This is a genomic window from Gammaproteobacteria bacterium (genome assembly GCA_009838035.1).
In the GTDB taxonomy this organism is placed as follows: domain Bacteria; phylum Pseudomonadota; class Gammaproteobacteria; order Steroidobacterales; family Foliamicaceae; genus Foliamicus.
In genome coordinates this window covers 42480-58159 of record VXSK01000002.1, presented here as the reverse complement: position 1 = coordinate 58159, position 15680 = coordinate 42480, and the positions used below count along the sequence as shown (strand labels likewise).

The window sequence follows — 15680 nt, the reverse complement described above, 5'->3', positions numbered from 1 at the left end:
GCCGGTTCGGAATCAGCCCGAGAACCAGCCAAGCACCATGTCGCTCCAGAATTGATAGGCGATCAGGCAAAGCGCCGTAGCGACCAGGATCCAGGTAACCAGCTTCAGGCGTCCCCAGCGCTGGACCCGGGACGGCGCCAGGCCGACTTTTGCGGGAAGGCGGTCCCAATCCGGGTACTTGCGCCGGTAGTCGGAGATCAGCTCTTCCGCGTTGATCTTGAGCAGCTTGCAGTAACAGCGCAAATGCCCCACGACGTGGGCATGGGCGCCGAACATCTCGATCTGCCCCGCCTCCAGCGCACTGACGGCATCGGTCGACAGCCGAAGCTCCTGGGCGACGTCCTCAACCGTGATCATCTGCGCCCGGCGGGCGGATTGCAGCCGCTCGCCGTAGGAACCGGCCGGATTCTGGGTCGTTTCTGCCATCTCAACAAATCTCCTGATCAATTCTGCGCTACTAGTCGCTTCAGCAGCAATTGTGCCTCGACATTTTGGGGATCGACCGCAAGCGCGCGTCGAAACCACTCCGCCGCGCCGTTCCTGTCCAGCGGCAGTTCGCACACGCCACAATTGGCGTAGACGGACGCCCGGCGAATTCCGACGGCTTCCCGGGCTGCCCGTTCAAGCAGCTTGAGGCCTTCTTGCGGCTTTCCGGCCCTGCACTGGAAAACGCCCAGGCTGTTGAGCGCCTCGACGTCGCGCGGCGCCAGCCGGACCGCCCGCCGGTAATGCCGCTCGGCCCGTTCCAGGTCTTCCAGGCGCTCGTAGGCCATGCCCACCAAGCGGTGGGCCTCCGACGAACGGGAATCCTGCCGCGTGGCCCGAAGCAGCTTGTCGCGAGCCAGTTCCAGGCGACCCTGGGCCAGGTACGCCGCACCCAGTTCCAGGTTCAAGGCCGCCGCGTCCGGACCGGCATTCAGGCCCGCCTGGCATCCGGCCGTCAGCAAGGCCGCGGCCATTGCCCCCAGCAGCCCGTGGCGGGAGCCCCCTGCCCTCATGCCCGCGCGCTCATTCCGTCCGGAACGCTCCTGCCGTTCAGCACCGTTCCCCGCAACTGGCCGCAGGCCGCGTCGATGTCGTCGCCGCGGGTCTTGCGCGTGATGGTCATGATGCCGGCGTCGAGTAAAACCTGGCGGAAGCGGTCGATCACGTCGCGCGGCGAGCACTTGAACGGGGCGCCTTCCACCCGGTTATAGGGGATGAGATTCAGTTTGGCCGGCCGGTCCCGAAGCAGTTTCGCCAAGGCCCTGGCCTGGTGGGGCTGGTCATTGACGCCGTCCAGCATCACGTACTCGAACGTGATTTCACGGCTCTCCGTCTCCCGGGCATAGTTCCAGCAGGCATCGAGCAATGGCCCCAGGGGATAGCGCTTGTTGAGCGGAACCAGGAAGTTGCGCAGTTCATCGTCCGGCGCATGCAGCGACAGGGCCAGGGCAACGCGGGACAGCTGTGCAAGCTTGCGGATACGCGGCGTTATGCCGCTGGTGCTCAAGGTCACCCGCCGTCGCGAGAGTCCCAGGCCCAGGTGGTCGACGAACACCGACGCGGCGCGGACCACTTCGCGGAAATTCGCCAGCGGCTCCCCCATCCCCATGAACACGATATTGGTGATGTCCCTTTCACCGGCACCGATTTCCCGGCGCGCGACCAGGACCTGGGCAACGATTTCGGCGGCGCTCAGGTTCCGATTGAATCCCATCTGGCCGGTTGCGCAGAACGGGCAGTTGACCGCGCAGCCGACCTGCGAGGACACGCAGAGCGAGCCGCGGGTGCGCTCGGGAATGAAGACCGTCTCAATGACCTGCCCGCCACCCGCGTCCAGCAGCCATTTGCGCGTGCCGTCAGCCGAGCGCTCATGCCGCAGCACGTCCGGAAGGACGAGGCCGGCGGTCCGCCCCAGCGATTCGCGCAGCGACAGCGTCATGTCCGTCATCCTGCGCGGCTCCAGTTCGCCGCGGTGGTAGAGCCACCGCATGAGCTGGCGGGCGCGGAACGCCGCCTCGCCCCGCGACACGAACCACTCTTCCAGTTCGCCTCGCGGCAAACCCAGCAGTGAAACGGCGCCCGCTTCCCTGGTCACCAGGTAGCCCGACGTCAGTGCGGATGCAGTTCGGCGCGCCGGAAGAAGAAATCGATTTCTTCGCCGGCCGTCCCGGGGCCGTCCGACCCGTGAACCACGTTGCGCTCCACGCTCTCGCCGAAGTCCGCGCGCACCGTGCCCCGGTCGGCATCGGCCGGATTGGTGGCGCCCATCAATTCGCGGTTGCGGTCAATCGCATCTTCGCCTTCCAGGACCTGGACCATGATCGGGCCGGAGGTCATGTAGGCCACCAGGTCGTCGTAGAACGGGCGTTCGCAATGCACGCGGTAGAAATCGCGGGCCTGCTGGTCGTCCAGGTGCAGCATTCGCGCGGCTATGATCTTGAGCCCCGCGTCCGCGAACCGCTTGTATATCTCTCCGACCAGGCCGCGCGCAACGCCGTCCGGCTTGATGATCGAAAGGGTTCGCTGGCTCATACGGTGAAGCTTTCTCCGCAGCCGCATTCGCCGGTCGCGTTCGGGTTGGTAAAGACGAACTGCTCGTTCAGGTCCTTCTGCACGAAGTCCACCTCGGTCCCTTCCAGCAGCGGCAGGCTCTCGCGCGACACGACGATGTTCAGGTCGTTCTGGCGCAACACCACGTCGTCGCTTCCCACCTCATCGGCGTAATCCAGCACATATGAATAGCCGGAGCAGCCCGTCTCCGTTACGCCCACGCGAAGGCCCAGGCCGCTGCCGCGGCGTTGCAGGTATTCCAGCACCCTGGCTTCGGCGCGGGATGTAAGGCGCAAACTCATGCGTTTACCTCACGGTCAATCCAGGCTATCAATTATCCTCGCCCCGCAGGCAGGCTTGCAAGGCGTCGCGGGCGCATAGCAGCAGCGAGCGCGCCTCGGGCGGCGGCTTGAGCTCCTCGTTCAGCCGCGCGGTCCATTCGTCCACAGCCAATCGCCGGCCGGACGATTTCAGCGCCGCGGCGCCGTTACGCGCGGCGGCCGCCAGTATCGGAGGGCCCAACACGCGAAATGCGGTCTCGACCACCTCGTCACGGTTCCAGCGCGCTTCCAGGCGTATCCAGTCGCCGGCGTTGCGCCGCCCGGCTTCACCCCGGGTGATGCATCCCGGACCTTCTCCCAAGGCTGGTTGCTCGTCCGACAGGGCGCGCAATGAGGCAACTGCTCTTTGAAATATCCCGCTCACCCGGTCGATTTCCTGTTCCGTGCTGAAGCGTCCCACGCTGAAGCGGATCGTGCTGCCGGCCAGAAGCGGGGATCGGCCAAGGCAGCGCAGGACGGCGGACGGCTCATCCTGCGCCCTGGAACAGGCCGAACCCAACGAGAAAACAATGCCCTCAAGCGCGTCCACCAGGCTGCTGCCTTCCACGTCCTCCACGCTGACGCTGAGGATCCCGGGCGCCAGATCCGCGCCCGCGCCGTTCAGCATTACGCCTCCGGCTTTACTCAGGCCCTGCCATAGCCGCTCGCTCAGGGCGCTTACCCGCACGCCCTCCGCCTCCATGTCCCTGCCGGCTATCTCGCAGGCGGCGCCCAGCCCCGCGACCTGGTGCGTCGGCAGGGTGCCTGGACGCAACGAGCGCTGCTGCCCGCCGCCGAAAAGCAGCGGCTCGATGCGCGGAATCCGATCGCGGTTGATGCACAGGGCCCCCGCGCCTTTCGGTCCGTACATCTTGTGCGCCGTAAGCGACAGCAGGTCGATGCGCTGCCGGCGCATATTCAGGGGAAGCTTGCCGGCGCTCTGCGCCGCGTCGACGTGCAGCCAGGCGCCATGTTCCGCGCAAAGCCTGCCGAATTCGGCAACGTCCTGAACGACGCCGATTTCGTTGTTCACGTGCATCAGCGACACGAGCACGGTGTCGGGCCGCAGCGCGGAACGGAGTGCCTCACTGGTCACCACCCCCCGCGAATCGGGTTCGAGGCAAGTCACCTCGAAACCTTCGTTCCGCAAGGCCAGGCAGGATTTGAGTCCTGCCGGATGCTCGCTCAGGCCGGTGATGACGTGGCGCCCCTGCCGCGATCGATAGCGGGCCGCACCGATCACCCCCAGTCCGATGGACTCGGTCGCGCCCGAGGTGAAGATGACCTCCTCGCCCGACAGCCCCACCAGGGCGCCCACTTGCGCCGCCGATTCGGCGATCAGCTTTCCGGCCTCGATTCCGCCCTCGTGCCGGGCGGAAGGGTTGGCGTGAGGCCCGGCCAGGAGCAGCGCGCTCATGCGCTCGGCCACGCGCGGATCCACCGGCGCGGAAGCGGCGTAGTCCATGTAGATCGGCGCGGCGGGAGGCATCAGGCTTATCGGTTCAATACGGCCGGTTAATGGGGCGGTAGGATACCAACAGGATCGCATTAGAATAGGGCCACGGAGACAGGAAAACGCGGGGAGATTCAGCTTGCAGGTATTTGATCTCGTAGAGCGCGGCGCCAGGGCCGCGAGCGAACCAAATCCCGGCGCCGCCATGCACGGCATGCTGACGGGACTGCGTGACCGGCTCGACGACGTTTACGATGCGCTGGATTTCTGCGGCTGCAGCGAAGCCGACGACACACCCGACCGGCAGATCTTCTACCGGTCCCCCGACCTGCTGATGATGCGCATCTGTTTCTGCCCCGGCCTCCGCACCCCGCCGCACGATCACTCGACCTGGGCGGCGATACTGATGCTCAGCGGAAGCGAGCGCAACATTGTGTACCGCCGATGCGGCCGGCATGGGCTGGAAAAGACCGGAGAAGTCCTGCTCAAGCCCGGTTCTATCTTCCGGATGCAGGAGGATACGATCCACGTGGCGGAATGTGCGACGGATGAGCCGGCCATCGCGCTGCACGTATATGGCGGTGACCTGGACAACCTTCCGCGGCGTATGTGGCATCCGCATTCGCTGGAGGAATTCCCGATGGAGCTGGACCATTACCAGGAACTGTCGGCTATTGCCTCGAACGACCTGCACGCTCCCCTGGCCGGCCCACCGATTGCCGCTACCGCCTGACACGCCCGAACCGCCGTTCAGCCGCACCCGCCGATTCCGCCCGGCGCGGCTTCGTGTCGCTGAACGACAATCCCTCCTGACCGTTCCCGGTACTGCACGATGATGCCCCTGCTCAACACCGCGACGGCCGCCGCCCGGCGGGCCGGCGACATGGCCCTGCGCTACGCCGACCGGATCGAGCAGCTGACGGTGCGCAGCAAGAGCCCGAACGAACTCGTGACGGAGGTCGATGAGGCCGCCGAACGGATCATCGTCGAGCACATTCGCACCGGCTACCCCGACCACGCCTTTCTCGGCGAAGAGGGCGGCGCCAGCGGTACCAGCGAGTACGAGTGGATCATCGACCCGCTCGACGGCACGACCAACTACATCCATCGCTTCCCGGTTTTCTGCGTGTCCCTGGCATTGCGCCGAAGAAGCGAACTGCAGCTCGGCGTGATTTACGATCCGATGCGGCAGGAAATGTTCACCTGCACGCGCGGAGGAGGAGCGCGGATGAACGAGCGGCGGATCCGGGCCAGCCGCCAGGAGACCCTGTCCGGAAGCCTGATCGGAACCGGATTCCCCTATCGCCGCAACCTGCAATGGGTGGACGTCTATATGCGCATGCTGCGGCAGGTGATGCGCCACACGTCCGGAGTGCGGCGTCCCGGCGCGGCGGCGCTGGACCTGGCCTATGTTGCGGCGGGGCGCCTGGACGGCTTCTGGGAATTCGGGCTCAAGCCCTGGGACATCGCGGCCGGGGCCCTGCTGATCGAGGAGGCCGGAGGCTGGATTTCGGGACTGGAACCGGACACCGACTGCATGGAGACGGGCCATGTGCTGGCGGGCACGCCCAAGGTTTATGCGGAGCTCAGAAAGCTGTTCGACAAATCCTTCGGATAACAGTTAGGTCACGGCGCCGTCGTTGGCGGTTTCCTTCTTCGGCGGCAACAGGTCCACCGTGCTCACCTTGAGCGCCAGCGCGGTATTTCCCGCGACGTAGATGGATGAATAGGTTCCCACCACGACGCCGATGATCAGGGCCGACGAGAACCCTTTCAGGGCCTCCCCTCCGAACAGGAACAACGCAATGAGAACCAGCAGCGTGGTCAGGCTGGTGATGACGGTGCGGCCGAGCATCTGGTTGACGGAAGTGTTCATCACGGATTGCGCGTCGCTCGTGCGGATCCTGCGGAAGTTTTCGCGTATGCGGTCGAACACCACGATCGTGTCGTTGAGGGAATAGCCGATCACGGCCAGCGCCGCCGCCAGGATGGTCAGATCGAACGGCAGCTGGAACACGGAGAAGATGCCGAGGATGATGATTACGTCATGCGCCAGCGCCGCCACCGAACCGACGGCGAATTTCCACTGGAAGCGGAACATCACGTAAAGCAGGATCATCAGCAGGGCGAAAAGAACCGCCAGGCCTCCGCGCTCGGTCAGTTCCTGGCCAACCTGAGGCCCAACGAATTCGACGCGTCGCAGGTCCACCTGCTCGCCGCCGGCGCGCAGCACGCCGAGCAACTCCTCGCCCACGCCCTTCTCATCGACGTTCCCGCGCGGCGGAATCCGAATCAGCACGTCGCGGGCCGCGCCGAAGTTCTGTACTTGGGCGTCGGCGTAACCGGCCGCCGCCAGGTCGGACCGAATGTCTCCGAGATCGGCGTCCGCCTGGTAGCCGACTTCCAGCAGGACGCCGCCGGTGAAATCGATGCCCAGGTTGAGCTGCCGCGTAGCCAGGGAACCCAACGAAACGAGCACCAGGACCACGGACAGGATGGTGGCGATCCGGCGTTGGCCGAAAAAGTCGATTTCGCGGCGGAGGCGCAGCAATTCCATCGTTACACCGCCAGCCTGCTCAGGCGCCGCCTGCCGTAAACGAGATTGACCACCGCCCGGGTTCCCACGATGGCGGTGAACATGGACATCAGGATGCCCAGCGACAGCGTGATCGCGAAACCCTTGATCGGTCCGGTGCCGAAGGTAAACAGCACGATCGCCGCGATGAGCGTGGTGATGTTGGCGTCGGCAATCGTCACCAGCGCTTTCTCGTAGCCGGCCCGGATGCTCGCCTGCGGCGAATTGCCGTTGCGCAGTTCCTCGCGGATGCGCTCGAAGATCAGCACGTTGGCGTCCACCGCCATGCCCACGGTAAGCACGATGCCGGCGATCCCGGGGAGCGTCAGCGACGCCTGCAGCAGCGACAGCAGCGCCACGATCAACACCATGTTGGCGGCCAGCGCCATCGTCGCGATCATGCCGAACACCCGGTAATAGACGCTGATGAACAGCACCACGAGAAAGAGGCCCACGAGAATGGCGCGCATGCCCTGGTCGATATTGTCCTGGCCGAGCGACGGCCCCACGGTCCGCTCCTCGACCTTGAAGATCGGCGCCTCCAGCGCACCGGCACGCAACAGCAGCGCCAGATCGCGCGCGTCCACGACGTTCAGTCCGGTGATCTGGAAGCGGCTGGAGAATACGCCGCGGATGATGGCGTCGCTGATGACCGTTTTCTCTTCGCGAAGCACGGTCTCGCCGCGTTCATCCAGTTCGGGTTTGAACTCGATGAACAGCACGCCCATCGGCCGGTTCAGGTTTTCCTGGGTGGCCTCCAGCATTGCGTCCGCACCGCGCGCCGCCAGGTTGACGTGCACTGCCGGCTGGCCGTTCTCGTCGAAGCCCTGCCTGGCGTCCACCAACTGGCCGCCGTCGGCGATCACGGCGCGCCGCAAGAGGATCGGATATCCTTCCGTGTGATACTGCAATTCGCAGCCGAGCGGCGCCCGCCCAAGGCGATCGGCTTGCAGGGCGTCCTCCTCGTAGCACGTCATCCGAAACTCCACGGTGGCGGTGGAGCCGAGAATCCGCGAGGCCTGCGCCGGGTCCTGCACTCCCGGCAACTGCACGACGATACGTCCCAGGCCCTGGCGCTGTACCAGCGGTTCCGCCACGCCCAGTTCGTTCACGCGGTTGCGCAGTATCGTGATGTTCTTGCTGACGGCGTTGTCGCGCAATTCCCTCAGGCGCGCGTCGCCCAGTGTCGCGGTAATCCAGGCGCCTTCGCCGTCAAAGCCCGAATCGTACGCAAGGTCGGGCTCGATCTCGGCGAGCAGGTCTTCCGCCTGCTCCAGGTCCTCGCGGCGGCGAAGTTCGACCCGCACGGCGCCTTCCAGCGGCTGCACCGTGCGGCGGATTCCTGCCTCGCGCAGCCGCCGGCTGAAGTCGTCGGCGTAGCCCTCCACCCGCGTGGCCACGACCATGTCGGTATTGACCTCGAACAGGAAATGAACGCCGCCCTGCAGGTCCAGCCCCAGGCTCATCGGCCTCAATCCGAGCGCCGCCACCCAGTCGGGCGTTCGGGGGACCAGGTCCAGCGCCAGGATGTAACCCGGTCCGAGCTGCTCCATCAGCAGGTCCCGGGCGCTCAACTGCGATTCCACCGAGTCGAACCGGATCAGCAGAGAGTTGCCGCGCTGCCTTGCGCCGAGGATTTCAATACCGGCCACGGCAAGCGCCCGGCGGGCGGAATCGGCCTCCATCTCGCTGATCTCGCCCTGGCCTTCGCGCGATATCAGCACCGCGGGGTCGTCGCCGTAAATGTTCGGAAGCGCAATCAGCCCGCCGCCGACTATGGCGATCAGTACCAGCAGGTTTTTCCAGAGGGGATAGCGATTCATGCTCGCAACGGCGCCGGCGCGCCGCCAAGTGTCTTGTCAAATGCCCTTGATCGTGCCCTTGGGCAATACCGCGCTCACGCTTTGCCGTTGCACCTTGACCTGCACGTCCCTGGCCACTTCCAGCGTCACGAACTGCTCCGCCACGCCGGTAATGCGGCCCACCATGCCGCCCGAGGCCAGCACCTCGTCGCCTTCCGACAACGCGGCCACCAGAGCTCGGTGCGCCTTGTTGCGCTTGCTCTGCGGGCGAATGACCATGAAGTACATGACCGCGAAGATCAGCACCATCGTGAAGATCATCGGCAGCATGCTGGGGCCTTCGCCAGCCCCCTGGGCCCAGGCGGGAGAAATCAGTATGTCGAGAAGCATGACGGGTGGGTCCGTTTGTGGCTCATTCCTGACCGCAAATTATCGCACACCGATCAGGAGTCGTAGGGGGTGAAGGCGTCGAGGGTGCCGGCGTCTATGGCTTCGCGTAGGCGGCGCATGAGGTCCAGGTAGAAGTGCAGGTTGTGCAGCGAATTCAGGCGCAGGCCGAGCGTCTCGCCGCAGGCGTCCAGGTGGCGCAGATAGGCGCGGCTGTAATTGCGGCAGGCAAGGCACTCGCATCCGGGATCGATCGGCCGCGTGTCGTTGCGGTATTGTCGGTTGCGGATGCGTATCGGTCCCTTGCGGGTGAAGAGCTGGCCGTTGCGCGCGTTGCGCGTGGGCATGACGCAATCGAACATGTCCACGCCCAGCCGCACGGATTCGACGATGTCTTCGGGTTTGCCCACGCCCATCAGGTAACGCGGCTTGCCTTCGGGCATGTGACGGGCCAGCTCCGCGAGTACGGCGTTGCGCATATCCGCGCTTTCCCCCACCGACAAACCCCCGATGGCGAGGCCGGGGAAATCCAGGTCCTCGAGTCGTTCAAGGGATTCCTGCCGGAGATCGTCGTGCATGCCGCCCTGTACGATGCCGAAGACGGCCGCGCCGCCGGCGGAGTCGAAGGCAGCCATGCTTCGCGCCGCCCACCGCATCGACCGCAACATGGACGCACGCGCCTCGGCGTGGCCGGCGGGATAAGGCGTGCATTCGTCCAGGACCATCTGAATATCGCTGCCGAGCTGCGCCTGGACCCGCATGCAGGTTTCGGGGTCCAGATGCACCTCCGCGCCGTCGATCGGCGAACGCAGTTTCAGCCCCTCCTCGCTGATCCCCTTGCCGCCGGCCAGGCTGAACGCCTGAAAACCGCCGGAGTCGGTCAGTATCGGTCCCGACCAGCGGCCGAACTCGTGCAGGCCGCCGAGTTCTTCGATCAGTTCGGCGCCGGGGCGCAGCATCAGGTGAAAGGCGTTGGCCAGGATGATGTCCGCGCCCAGCTCACGCAGATCTTCCACCGACACCGCGCGCACCGCGCCGTAGGTCCCTACCGGCATGAACGCGGGCGTGCTGACCGTACCGCGGGGAAGGTCGAACCGGCCCCGCCGGGCGCCGCCGCAAGTTGCGATAACCGAGAACTTCATGTGCTCCGCCCCGCTTTCTCCAGGAGCATGGCGTCGCCGTAACTGAACAGGCGATAGCGCTCGCCTACGGCGTGCCGGTACGCGTCGAGCACGCGCTCCCGGCCCGAAAAGGCGCAAACCAGCATCAGCAGCGAGGACTCCGGCAAGTGAAAGTTCGTGACCAGCATATCCACTACGCGAAACTCGAATCCGGGCATGATGAATAGCCGGGTCTCACCGTGAAACGGCTTGATTTCTCCGTCCGAAGCCGCCGTCTCCAGCGCGCGTGTCACGGTGGTGCCGACCGCGCAGATGCGACCGCCGCGGCGCCGGCACGCCCGGATCCTCCGGCAAGCTTCCTCGGACACCTGCATGCGCTCCCGATGCAGTTCTGCGTCGCGCATCTGCCTGGTCGTGACCGGCTTGAAGGTCCCCGCGCCGACGTGCAGCGTGATTCGGGCAGTGTCCACTCCGCGGCGGCCCAGTTCGCCCAGCATGGGATCGTCGAAGTGCAGGCCGGCCGTGGGGGCTGCCACCGCTCCGGCGTGCCTGGCGAACACCGTCTGGTAGTCCTTGCGGTCCGCCGACCGATCGGGCCTGCGGATATACGGTGGAAGCGGCACGTGTCCGTGGAGTCGCAGGTGAGCGTCGAGGTCGCGGTCGAACTCGAGCACGAAGAATGCGTCCTCGCGACCCGCGACCCGAGCCGTTGCGCCGCCTTCAAAGACCAGTTCCTGTCCGGTGCGCGGCGAACGGCTGGCCCGCAATTGCGCCAGCGCGCGATCCCTGCCGAGAAACCGCTCGAGCAGCATCTCCACCCTGCCGCCGCTATTTTTGGCCCCGAACAGGCGCGCCGGAACGACGGCCGTATCGTTGACCACCAGCAGGTCGCCGGGTTTGAGCAGCTTTGGAAGGTCCGCGAACTGCCGGTCCCGAAGTCCACCGCCGGCCGGAAGGTGCAACAGCCGGCTGGCGCCCCTGCTCTCAAGGGGCCGTTGCGCAATCAGCTCCTCGGGCGCGTGGTAGGAAAAGTCTTCGACCGCCACGCGCGCATTGTAGGGAAAGCCCCGGCGGGTGTCCTGCCTCCTTGCCGGAAGCTAGCGGGACATGGCGCTACTCTGCGGGAGATTCGGCTATGTTGATCCGGGCCAACGCACAGGCGGGGCTTCGGGTACTGCGGGCGGGCTAAGCAAATTGCCGCGCGTGATCCTGCCGGGCCGCTCCGGGAGCTCGAAACGGACCGTGCGGCTTCGCTTGTGCCGCATCACTTCCAGCTCCACCTCCTCGCCGGGCTCATACGAGCGCAGTATGCGCGTGGCCTGGCGGGCGTCCCTGAAAGTCCGTCCGCCGATCTTGCGGATCACGTCGCCGTCTTCCAGCCCGATGTCCACGTGCTCGGGTGTGCGGACCACCAGCAGGCCCTCTTCAACGCCGAAATACTCGCCCAGGGCGGGCGTCAGTTCGGCGACCTGCAAGCCTCCCAGCCGCCAGGCCATGTCGGAGAAAGACAGGATGTCGGCGGGACCACCGCGGCGCACGCGCACAACCCTTCGCGCCGGGCCTCCGTCGTCATCCAGTTCAACTTCCACGTCCACATCGCCGCCGCTGAAACTGTTTGCCAGCCTACGGGCCCAACCTTCGGCACGCTCAGCGAAACGGGGCGCCAAGACGTCCCTGCCGGCAACGATCTGCGTCCACGCACCGGTCTTGACCCGGACTTCCCGGTCGTCACCGTCGCGCCGGTAGCCGATGGAGACTTCACTGCCCGGCTGGGTTTCGGCGAGCATGTCGCGAAGGTGTCCGTAGGACTGCTCGCCGCTTGGGCCGGCCAGCGATTCCCCGTTGATCGAAATCAGCAGGTCTTCCGCCCGCAACCCCGCCTGCTCGGCCGGTCCGCCCGGCGATACCGACATCACGTTCAGTCCCTCGACCGGGCCATCGGCCCAGTTGCCCAGGCCTATGCCCAGGCGTGCGCCCTTCGCGGGTTCCTGCCACGTCACGTATCCCCGGCGGAGCATGTCTGCCAACTGCTCTTCGGGCAAAGCGCCCTCGTGCGGCTGCGCCTGAAGCCCGACAGGGGCAAGCAACAATGTCAACAATGGCGTCAGTGCAAGAATTTTCATGATTCGGTACTCCAGTCTTGTCTATCGGATACGCTAGAAATCGGCATAAATGAAGCCGGCTTCCGCGGCCTCGGCGCGGCGCAAGTCAAAAAGGTCTTCCATCAGGAGGGCCCGCTCCTGCAGCAATCGGCGGGGAACCGCCTGGTCGCCGGCATTGAGCGTCGCCGGTATCAGTCCTTCGTCCAGCAGCGCAATCTGGTCTTCAAGTTCGGTCGTGAGTCCGAAGGAACCCACTTCCACTACCCGGCCCGGCCCGGAAAAGTCAATCATTGGCAGCGACCTCAGGCGCTCCTCCTGGAACTGGGAAAAGGCGACCAGAGCGTCCATGTCCATCTGCTCGAGCTGCTGCCCGAATTCCGCCGTGATTCCGCCCTCCGTCTCGGATGCGACCTGGATGGGAGGGCGTTCCGCGCTCCGGGAAGACGCAAAACCTTCCTCCCCGAACGCAGCCGCCTCCGGACCGGGGTTGACGGCGTCGGTTTCAATCCCCGGACCCCCAAAGAAGCCTGCGCCCAGCCTCAAGCCGACTACGGCAACCGCGACACTTGCCGCGACGGCCATCCCGCCGCCCCAATAGCGCCGGCGGCGCGATTCGAGTTGCTGTTGGGCTTCATGCCGTTCGAGCACGCGCTTCCAGCCGCCCTCGGGGGCCTTCTGCGGGGGCATTGCCCTCAGGGCCGCGGCAATGCCGCCGCCCTGCATGGAACTGTTCTGAGTCTGACTGCGTGTCATCGGATCTCCTTCAGGCGATCATCGCCTGCCGCACCGGCGCCGCGGATGCATCGGCGGCGGGAGCCAGGCGCTCCCGCAGGCGCTTGTGGGCGCGCGCCAGTTGCGATTTGGAAAAACTGCTGGTGCGATTCATCATTTCGCCGATTTCCTTGTGCGTGTATCCCTCCACGTCGTGCAGCCATACGACCGCGCGGGCCGTAGGCGAAAGACCGTCGAGGGCCGTCTCCAGGTCCATGGCCAGCTCCGGCGTTTCCTCCCTGGCCCGGATTTCGTACGTTCCTTCGTCACCGACGATCTCGGAAAACAGCAGGCGCCGGCGGTTCCAGGCCTGGCGCATGTGCATCAAGCAGCGCGAGACGGCGATGCGCCGGATCCAGGTGGCCAGGGAAGCCTCTCCCCGGAATTTTGCAATGCCCCGCAGCACTTCCACGAAACTCTCCTGCAGAATGTCGTCCGCCACCGTCGGCGATCCGGTCATTCGCAGCGCGAGCGTATAGACCGGGTCCGCGAACTGGCGGTAAATAATTTCATGCGCCTTCATGTCGCCCCGTTGGGCGGCACGGACGAATGCCGGATCGATGGTCCTGTTGGCAAACCCCGACATGCTCGGATAGATGCGATTCCCTTACGGATGGTTGCAATGCACTGCGTTGCAACGCACTAGTGTATCCTTCCGTTCCGGCGCCGGGGTGGCGGAATTGGTAGACGCACCGGACTCAAAATCCGGCGGGGTGAAACCCGTGAGAGTTCGAGTCTCTCTCCCGGCACCGTCCGAATTCAGATTCTTCAGCTCGATCCAAAGCTTCCAGGAAATCCCCGTGCCTGCGCCTCCCAGCAAGTTCTGCAGCCAGTGCGGCGCGCCGGTGACACGCCGTATTCCGGCAGGCGAAGACCGGGAACGGGAAGTGTGCCCGGTATGCAACTTCATCCATTACCGCAATCCAATTCCTGTCGTCGGCTGCGTGCCGGAATACAAGGGGCGCATTCTGTTGTGCCGGCGGGCCATCGATCCCCGCTTGGGCTACTGGACGGTCCCGGCCGGGTTCATGGAACTCGACGAGACCCTGGAAGAAGCCGCGCTGCGCGAAACCCGCGAGGAGGCCTGCGCCGAGGTCCGCCTGGGCGAACTCTTTTCGATTGTCGACGTGCCGCGAGCGGGCCAGGTCCACTTCTTCTTCAGGGCGGAGGTCGTCAACGGCCAATTCGAACCCGGCGTCGAATCGCTCGACGTCCGCCTCTTCGCGCCTGACGAGATTCCGTTCGACACCATAGCGTTTCGAAGCGGCGTCATTGCGTTGCGCCGCTACCTGGAAGGTCCGGAGAAGGGTCTGGTCCTGGATGCGGTTCGTCCCGGCGCTCCGGATTGAATATCATTAGGGATTGGCGCCGAAAAAACCTCGGAACAACTGATCAATGACCTTCCTGGTACTGGAAAGCTGCATCAAGTGCAAACTGATGGACTGCGTGGAAGTCTGCCCCGTGGACTGCTTCCACGAGGGCCCCAACATGCTCGTGATCGATCCCGAGGAATGCATCGACTGCACGCTGTGCGAGCCGGAATGCCCGGTGGACGCCATCGTTTCCGAAGACGAGATTCCGGCCGGCCAGGAGCAGTTCCTGGAACTGAACGCCGAACTGTCGCAGGAATGGCCGGTCATCACCGAGGCGGGCGAACCGCCGCCCGACGCCGACGACTGGCGCGAGACCCCCGACAAACTCCAGTACCTCGAGCGCTGACCGATTCGCGCAGCGCCTCTCTCCCGGGCTACTCGGAAACCGCTTCCTCGCTAAGGATCGCGGCCAGGCGTATCGGCGGCACGTAGCCGGGGATCAGTTCGCCGCCGGGCGTCAGGAGCGCCGGGGTGCCGCTCAGTCCAATTTCCCGGCCCAGTTCGAAGTGCCGCTCCACGGATACGGAATCGCATTGCCGCTCGGGCACGAATCCACCGGCCTTCGCGCTGGTCATGGCCGCCGGGCGATTGTCGGAGCACCAGATCGACTGCATCGTGGTCCAGCTGTCGGTGTCCGGTCCCGAGCGGGGGAATGCCACGTAGCGCACGCCGATGCCCAGTTCGTGATACTCGGCCATCTGCTGGTGCAGCCTGCGGCAATAGCCGCAATCCACGTCGGTGAAGACGAGCAATTCGTGCTCGGTCCTGTCCGGCATGAAGTCCAGCGTGTCCCACTCGTCCAGGCTCGCCAATAGTTCGCGGCGCACCTCGGCGCGGCGTGATGCGGTCAGGTTCTCTCCGCTGGACACATCCTGGAGATCGCCCGAGCCCAGGAAACCGAACTGCCCGCTTGCATCGACGTAGGCGATCCGGTAGCCGAACCGTAACTCGTAGAGGCCCGGCACCGGGGTCGGGCGCACCTCGTCCACGTTCGCGTACTTCTCTTTCAGTTGGGCGATATCAGCCTCTACCTCTGCCTCTACCGAATCCGTGGAATACAGCACAACTGGCGCCAGCAACAACAACAGCGGCACAGCACGTCGCATGAACTTCATTTTATTTACTGCCCGATTGAGAATGAAGAAATTATAGGCCGGCTCCCGGCATAGTCCGTCGATAGCAATTTCGTAGTCCATGCGCGTTTCCCGCCGGCGAAATCACCCGACCATGCATGTTAGTCT

19 protein-coding genes and 1 tRNA gene are annotated in these 15680 nt (G+C 65.1%); 5 read left to right on the top strand and 15 right to left on the bottom strand.

Annotated elements, in window-relative coordinates; genetic code table 11:
* Positions 1–12 precede the first annotated feature (12 nt).
* Genes F4Y72_00330 through F4Y72_00305 form a run of 6 tightly spaced genes read right to left on the bottom strand, consistent with a single transcriptional unit; the run spans position 13 to position 4344 of the window.
* Positions 13–426 (bottom strand): helix-turn-helix domain-containing protein, encoded by a 414-nt coding sequence (locus F4Y72_00330; GenBank protein MXZ26733.1) that lies wholly within the window; start codon positions 424–426, stop codon positions 13–15.
* A gap of 17 nt (positions 427–443) precedes the next feature.
* Complete coding sequence (locus F4Y72_00325; protein MXZ26732.1) at positions 444–998, bottom strand: tetratricopeptide repeat protein; 555 nt, start codon at positions 996–998, stop codon at positions 444–446.
* Positions 995–2080 (bottom strand): 23S rRNA (adenine(2503)-C(2))-methyltransferase RlmN, encoded by a 1086-nt coding sequence (rlmN, locus tag F4Y72_00320; protein ID MXZ26731.1) that lies wholly within the window; start codon positions 2078–2080, stop codon positions 995–997. Before rlmN ends, F4Y72_00325 begins: the two co-directional genes overlap by 4 nt.
* Before the next feature lie 14 nt (positions 2081–2094).
* Positions 2095–2517: a nucleoside-diphosphate kinase gene (locus F4Y72_00315; protein ID MXZ26730.1), complete on the bottom strand. Its 423-nt coding sequence runs from the start codon at positions 2515–2517 to the stop codon at positions 2095–2097.
* On the bottom strand, positions 2514–2837 hold the full coding sequence (locus tag F4Y72_00310) for an iron-sulfur cluster assembly accessory protein (GenBank protein ID MXZ26729.1): 324 nt from the start codon (positions 2835–2837) through the stop codon (positions 2514–2516). Before F4Y72_00310 ends, F4Y72_00315 begins: the two co-directional genes overlap by 4 nt.
* 28 nt (positions 2838–2865) lie before the next feature.
* Positions 2866–4344: a cysteine desulfurase gene (locus tag F4Y72_00305; protein MXZ26728.1), complete on the bottom strand. Its 1479-nt coding sequence runs from the start codon at positions 4342–4344 to the stop codon at positions 2866–2868.
* 103 nt (positions 4345–4447) lie between these two features.
* Between F4Y72_00305 and F4Y72_00300 the strand changes: the two genes are divergently transcribed.
* Positions 4448–5041, top strand: coding sequence for a hypothetical protein (locus F4Y72_00300; protein ID MXZ26727.1), 594 nt, complete (start codon positions 4448–4450; stop codon positions 5039–5041).
* A gap of 99 nt (positions 5042–5140) precedes the next feature.
* The gene (locus F4Y72_00295) at positions 5141–5926 is read left to right on the top strand and encodes an inositol monophosphatase (protein MXZ26726.1); all 786 of its coding nucleotides are present in this window, start codon (positions 5141–5143) and stop codon (positions 5924–5926) included.
* Positions 5927–5929: 3 nt separating this feature from the next.
* Here F4Y72_00295 and secF read toward each other — a convergent pair whose 3' ends face one another.
* The 8 genes from secF to F4Y72_00255 form a co-directional block, all read right to left on the bottom strand.
* Positions 5930–6865: a protein translocase subunit SecF gene (secF, locus tag F4Y72_00290; GenBank protein MXZ26725.1), complete on the bottom strand. Its 936-nt coding sequence runs from the start codon at positions 6863–6865 to the stop codon at positions 5930–5932.
* 2 nt (positions 6866–6867) lie between these two features.
* Positions 6868–8706 carry a protein translocase subunit SecD gene (gene secD / locus F4Y72_00285; protein MXZ26724.1) on the bottom strand — a complete coding sequence of 613 codons (1839 nt, stop codon included), beginning with the start codon at positions 8704–8706 and terminating at the stop codon, positions 6868–6870.
* A 36-nt stretch (positions 8707–8742) separates the two neighbouring features.
* Entirely contained in the window at positions 8743–9075 is a 333-nt protein-coding gene (yajC, locus tag F4Y72_00280; GenBank protein MXZ26723.1) for a preprotein translocase subunit YajC, read from the bottom strand.
* Between the two features lie 53 nt (positions 9076–9128).
* Positions 9129–10214, bottom strand: a complete 1086-nt coding sequence (gene tgt / locus F4Y72_00275) for a tRNA guanosine(34) transglycosylase Tgt (GenBank protein ID MXZ26722.1) — start codon at positions 10212–10214, stop codon at positions 9129–9131.
* On the bottom strand, positions 10211–11239 hold the full coding sequence (queA, locus tag F4Y72_00270; protein ID MXZ26721.1) for a tRNA preQ1(34) S-adenosylmethionine ribosyltransferase-isomerase QueA: 1029 nt from the start codon (positions 11237–11239) through the stop codon (positions 10211–10213). The genes tgt and queA overlap by 4 nt, the downstream gene beginning before the upstream one ends.
* An 87-nt stretch (positions 11240–11326) precedes the next feature.
* The gene (locus tag F4Y72_00265; protein MXZ26720.1) at positions 11327–12316 is read right to left on the bottom strand and encodes a PDZ domain-containing protein; all 990 of its coding nucleotides are present in this window, start codon (positions 12314–12316) and stop codon (positions 11327–11329) included.
* A gap of 33 nt (positions 12317–12349) precedes the next feature.
* A complete protein-coding gene (locus tag F4Y72_00260; protein MXZ26719.1) occupies positions 12350–13048 on the bottom strand; it encodes a hypothetical protein in 699 nt (232 codons plus the stop codon).
* A gap of 10 nt (positions 13049–13058) precedes the next feature.
* The gene (locus tag F4Y72_00255) at positions 13059–13652 is read right to left on the bottom strand and encodes a sigma-70 family RNA polymerase sigma factor (GenBank protein ID MXZ26718.1); all 594 of its coding nucleotides are present in this window, start codon (positions 13650–13652) and stop codon (positions 13059–13061) included.
* A gap of 79 nt (positions 13653–13731) precedes the next feature.
* Between F4Y72_00255 and F4Y72_00250 the strand changes: the two genes are divergently transcribed.
* The 3 genes from F4Y72_00250 to F4Y72_00240 all read left to right on the top strand — a co-directional run bounded on the left by F4Y72_00250 (position 13732) and on the right by F4Y72_00240 (position 14785).
* A tRNA-Leu gene (locus F4Y72_00250) sits at positions 13732–13815 on the top strand.
* The gene (locus tag F4Y72_00245; GenBank protein MXZ26717.1) at positions 13780–14415 is read left to right on the top strand and encodes an NUDIX hydrolase; all 636 of its coding nucleotides are present in this window, start codon (positions 13780–13782) and stop codon (positions 14413–14415) included. Before F4Y72_00250 ends, F4Y72_00245 begins: the two co-directional genes overlap by 36 nt.
* 46 nt (positions 14416–14461) lie before the next feature.
* Entirely contained in the window at positions 14462–14785 is a 324-nt protein-coding gene (locus F4Y72_00240; protein MXZ26716.1) for a ferredoxin family protein, read from the top strand.
* A gap of 28 nt (positions 14786–14813) precedes the next feature.
* On the opposite strand, the gene F4Y72_00235 is transcribed toward F4Y72_00240, so the two are convergent.
* Positions 14814–15635, bottom strand: a complete 822-nt coding sequence (locus tag F4Y72_00235) for a DsbC family protein (protein MXZ26715.1) — start codon at positions 15633–15635, stop codon at positions 14814–14816.
* Positions 15636–15680 lie beyond the last annotated feature (45 nt).

What these genes read in the sequence shown, in the direction of transcription:
- secD (MXZ26724.1), bottom strand. Translation starts at nt 8,706, where the DNA reads ATGAATCGCTATCCCCTCTGGAAAAACCTGCTGGTACTGATCGCCATA.
- F4Y72_00305 (MXZ26728.1), bottom strand. Translation starts at nt 4,344, where the DNA reads ATGCCTCCCGCCGCGCCGATCTACATGGACTACGCCGCTTCCGCGCCG.
- F4Y72_00265 (MXZ26720.1), bottom strand. Translation starts at nt 12,316, where the DNA reads ATGAAAATTCTTGCACTGACGCCATTGTTGACATTGTTGCTTGCCCCT.
- F4Y72_00315 (MXZ26730.1), bottom strand. Translation starts at nt 2,517, where the DNA reads ATGAGCCAGCGAACCCTTTCGATCATCAAGCCGGACGGCGTTGCGCGC.
- F4Y72_00240 (MXZ26716.1), top strand. Translation starts at nt 14,462, where the DNA reads ATGACCTTCCTGGTACTGGAAAGCTGCATCAAGTGCAAACTGATGGAC.
- yajC (MXZ26723.1), bottom strand. Translation starts at nt 9,075, where the DNA reads ATGCTTCTCGACATACTGATTTCTCCCGCCTGGGCCCAGGGGGCTGGC.
- F4Y72_00310 (MXZ26729.1), bottom strand. Translation starts at nt 2,837, where the DNA reads ATGAGTTTGCGCCTTACATCCCGCGCCGAAGCCAGGGTGCTGGAATAC.
- F4Y72_00260 (MXZ26719.1), bottom strand. Translation starts at nt 13,048, where the DNA reads ATGACACGCAGTCAGACTCAGAACAGTTCCATGCAGGGCGGCGGCATT.
- F4Y72_00235 (MXZ26715.1), bottom strand. Translation starts at nt 15,635, where the DNA reads ATGGACTACGAAATTGCTATCGACGGACTATGCCGGGAGCCGGCCTAT.
- F4Y72_00295 (MXZ26726.1), top strand. Translation starts at nt 5,141, where the DNA reads ATGATGCCCCTGCTCAACACCGCGACGGCCGCCGCCCGGCGGGCCGGC.
- secF (MXZ26725.1), bottom strand. Translation starts at nt 6,865, where the DNA reads ATGGAATTGCTGCGCCTCCGCCGCGAAATCGACTTTTTCGGCCAACGC.
- F4Y72_00330 (MXZ26733.1), bottom strand. Translation starts at nt 426, where the DNA reads ATGGCAGAAACGACCCAGAATCCGGCCGGTTCCTACGGCGAGCGGCTG.
- tgt (MXZ26722.1), bottom strand. Translation starts at nt 10,214, where the DNA reads ATGAAGTTCTCGGTTATCGCAACTTGCGGCGGCGCCCGGCGGGGCCGG.
- F4Y72_00255 (MXZ26718.1), bottom strand. Translation starts at nt 13,652, where the DNA reads ATGTCGGGGTTTGCCAACAGGACCATCGATCCGGCATTCGTCCGTGCC.
- F4Y72_00325 (MXZ26732.1), bottom strand. Translation starts at nt 998, where the DNA reads ATGAGGGCAGGGGGCTCCCGCCACGGGCTGCTGGGGGCAATGGCCGCG.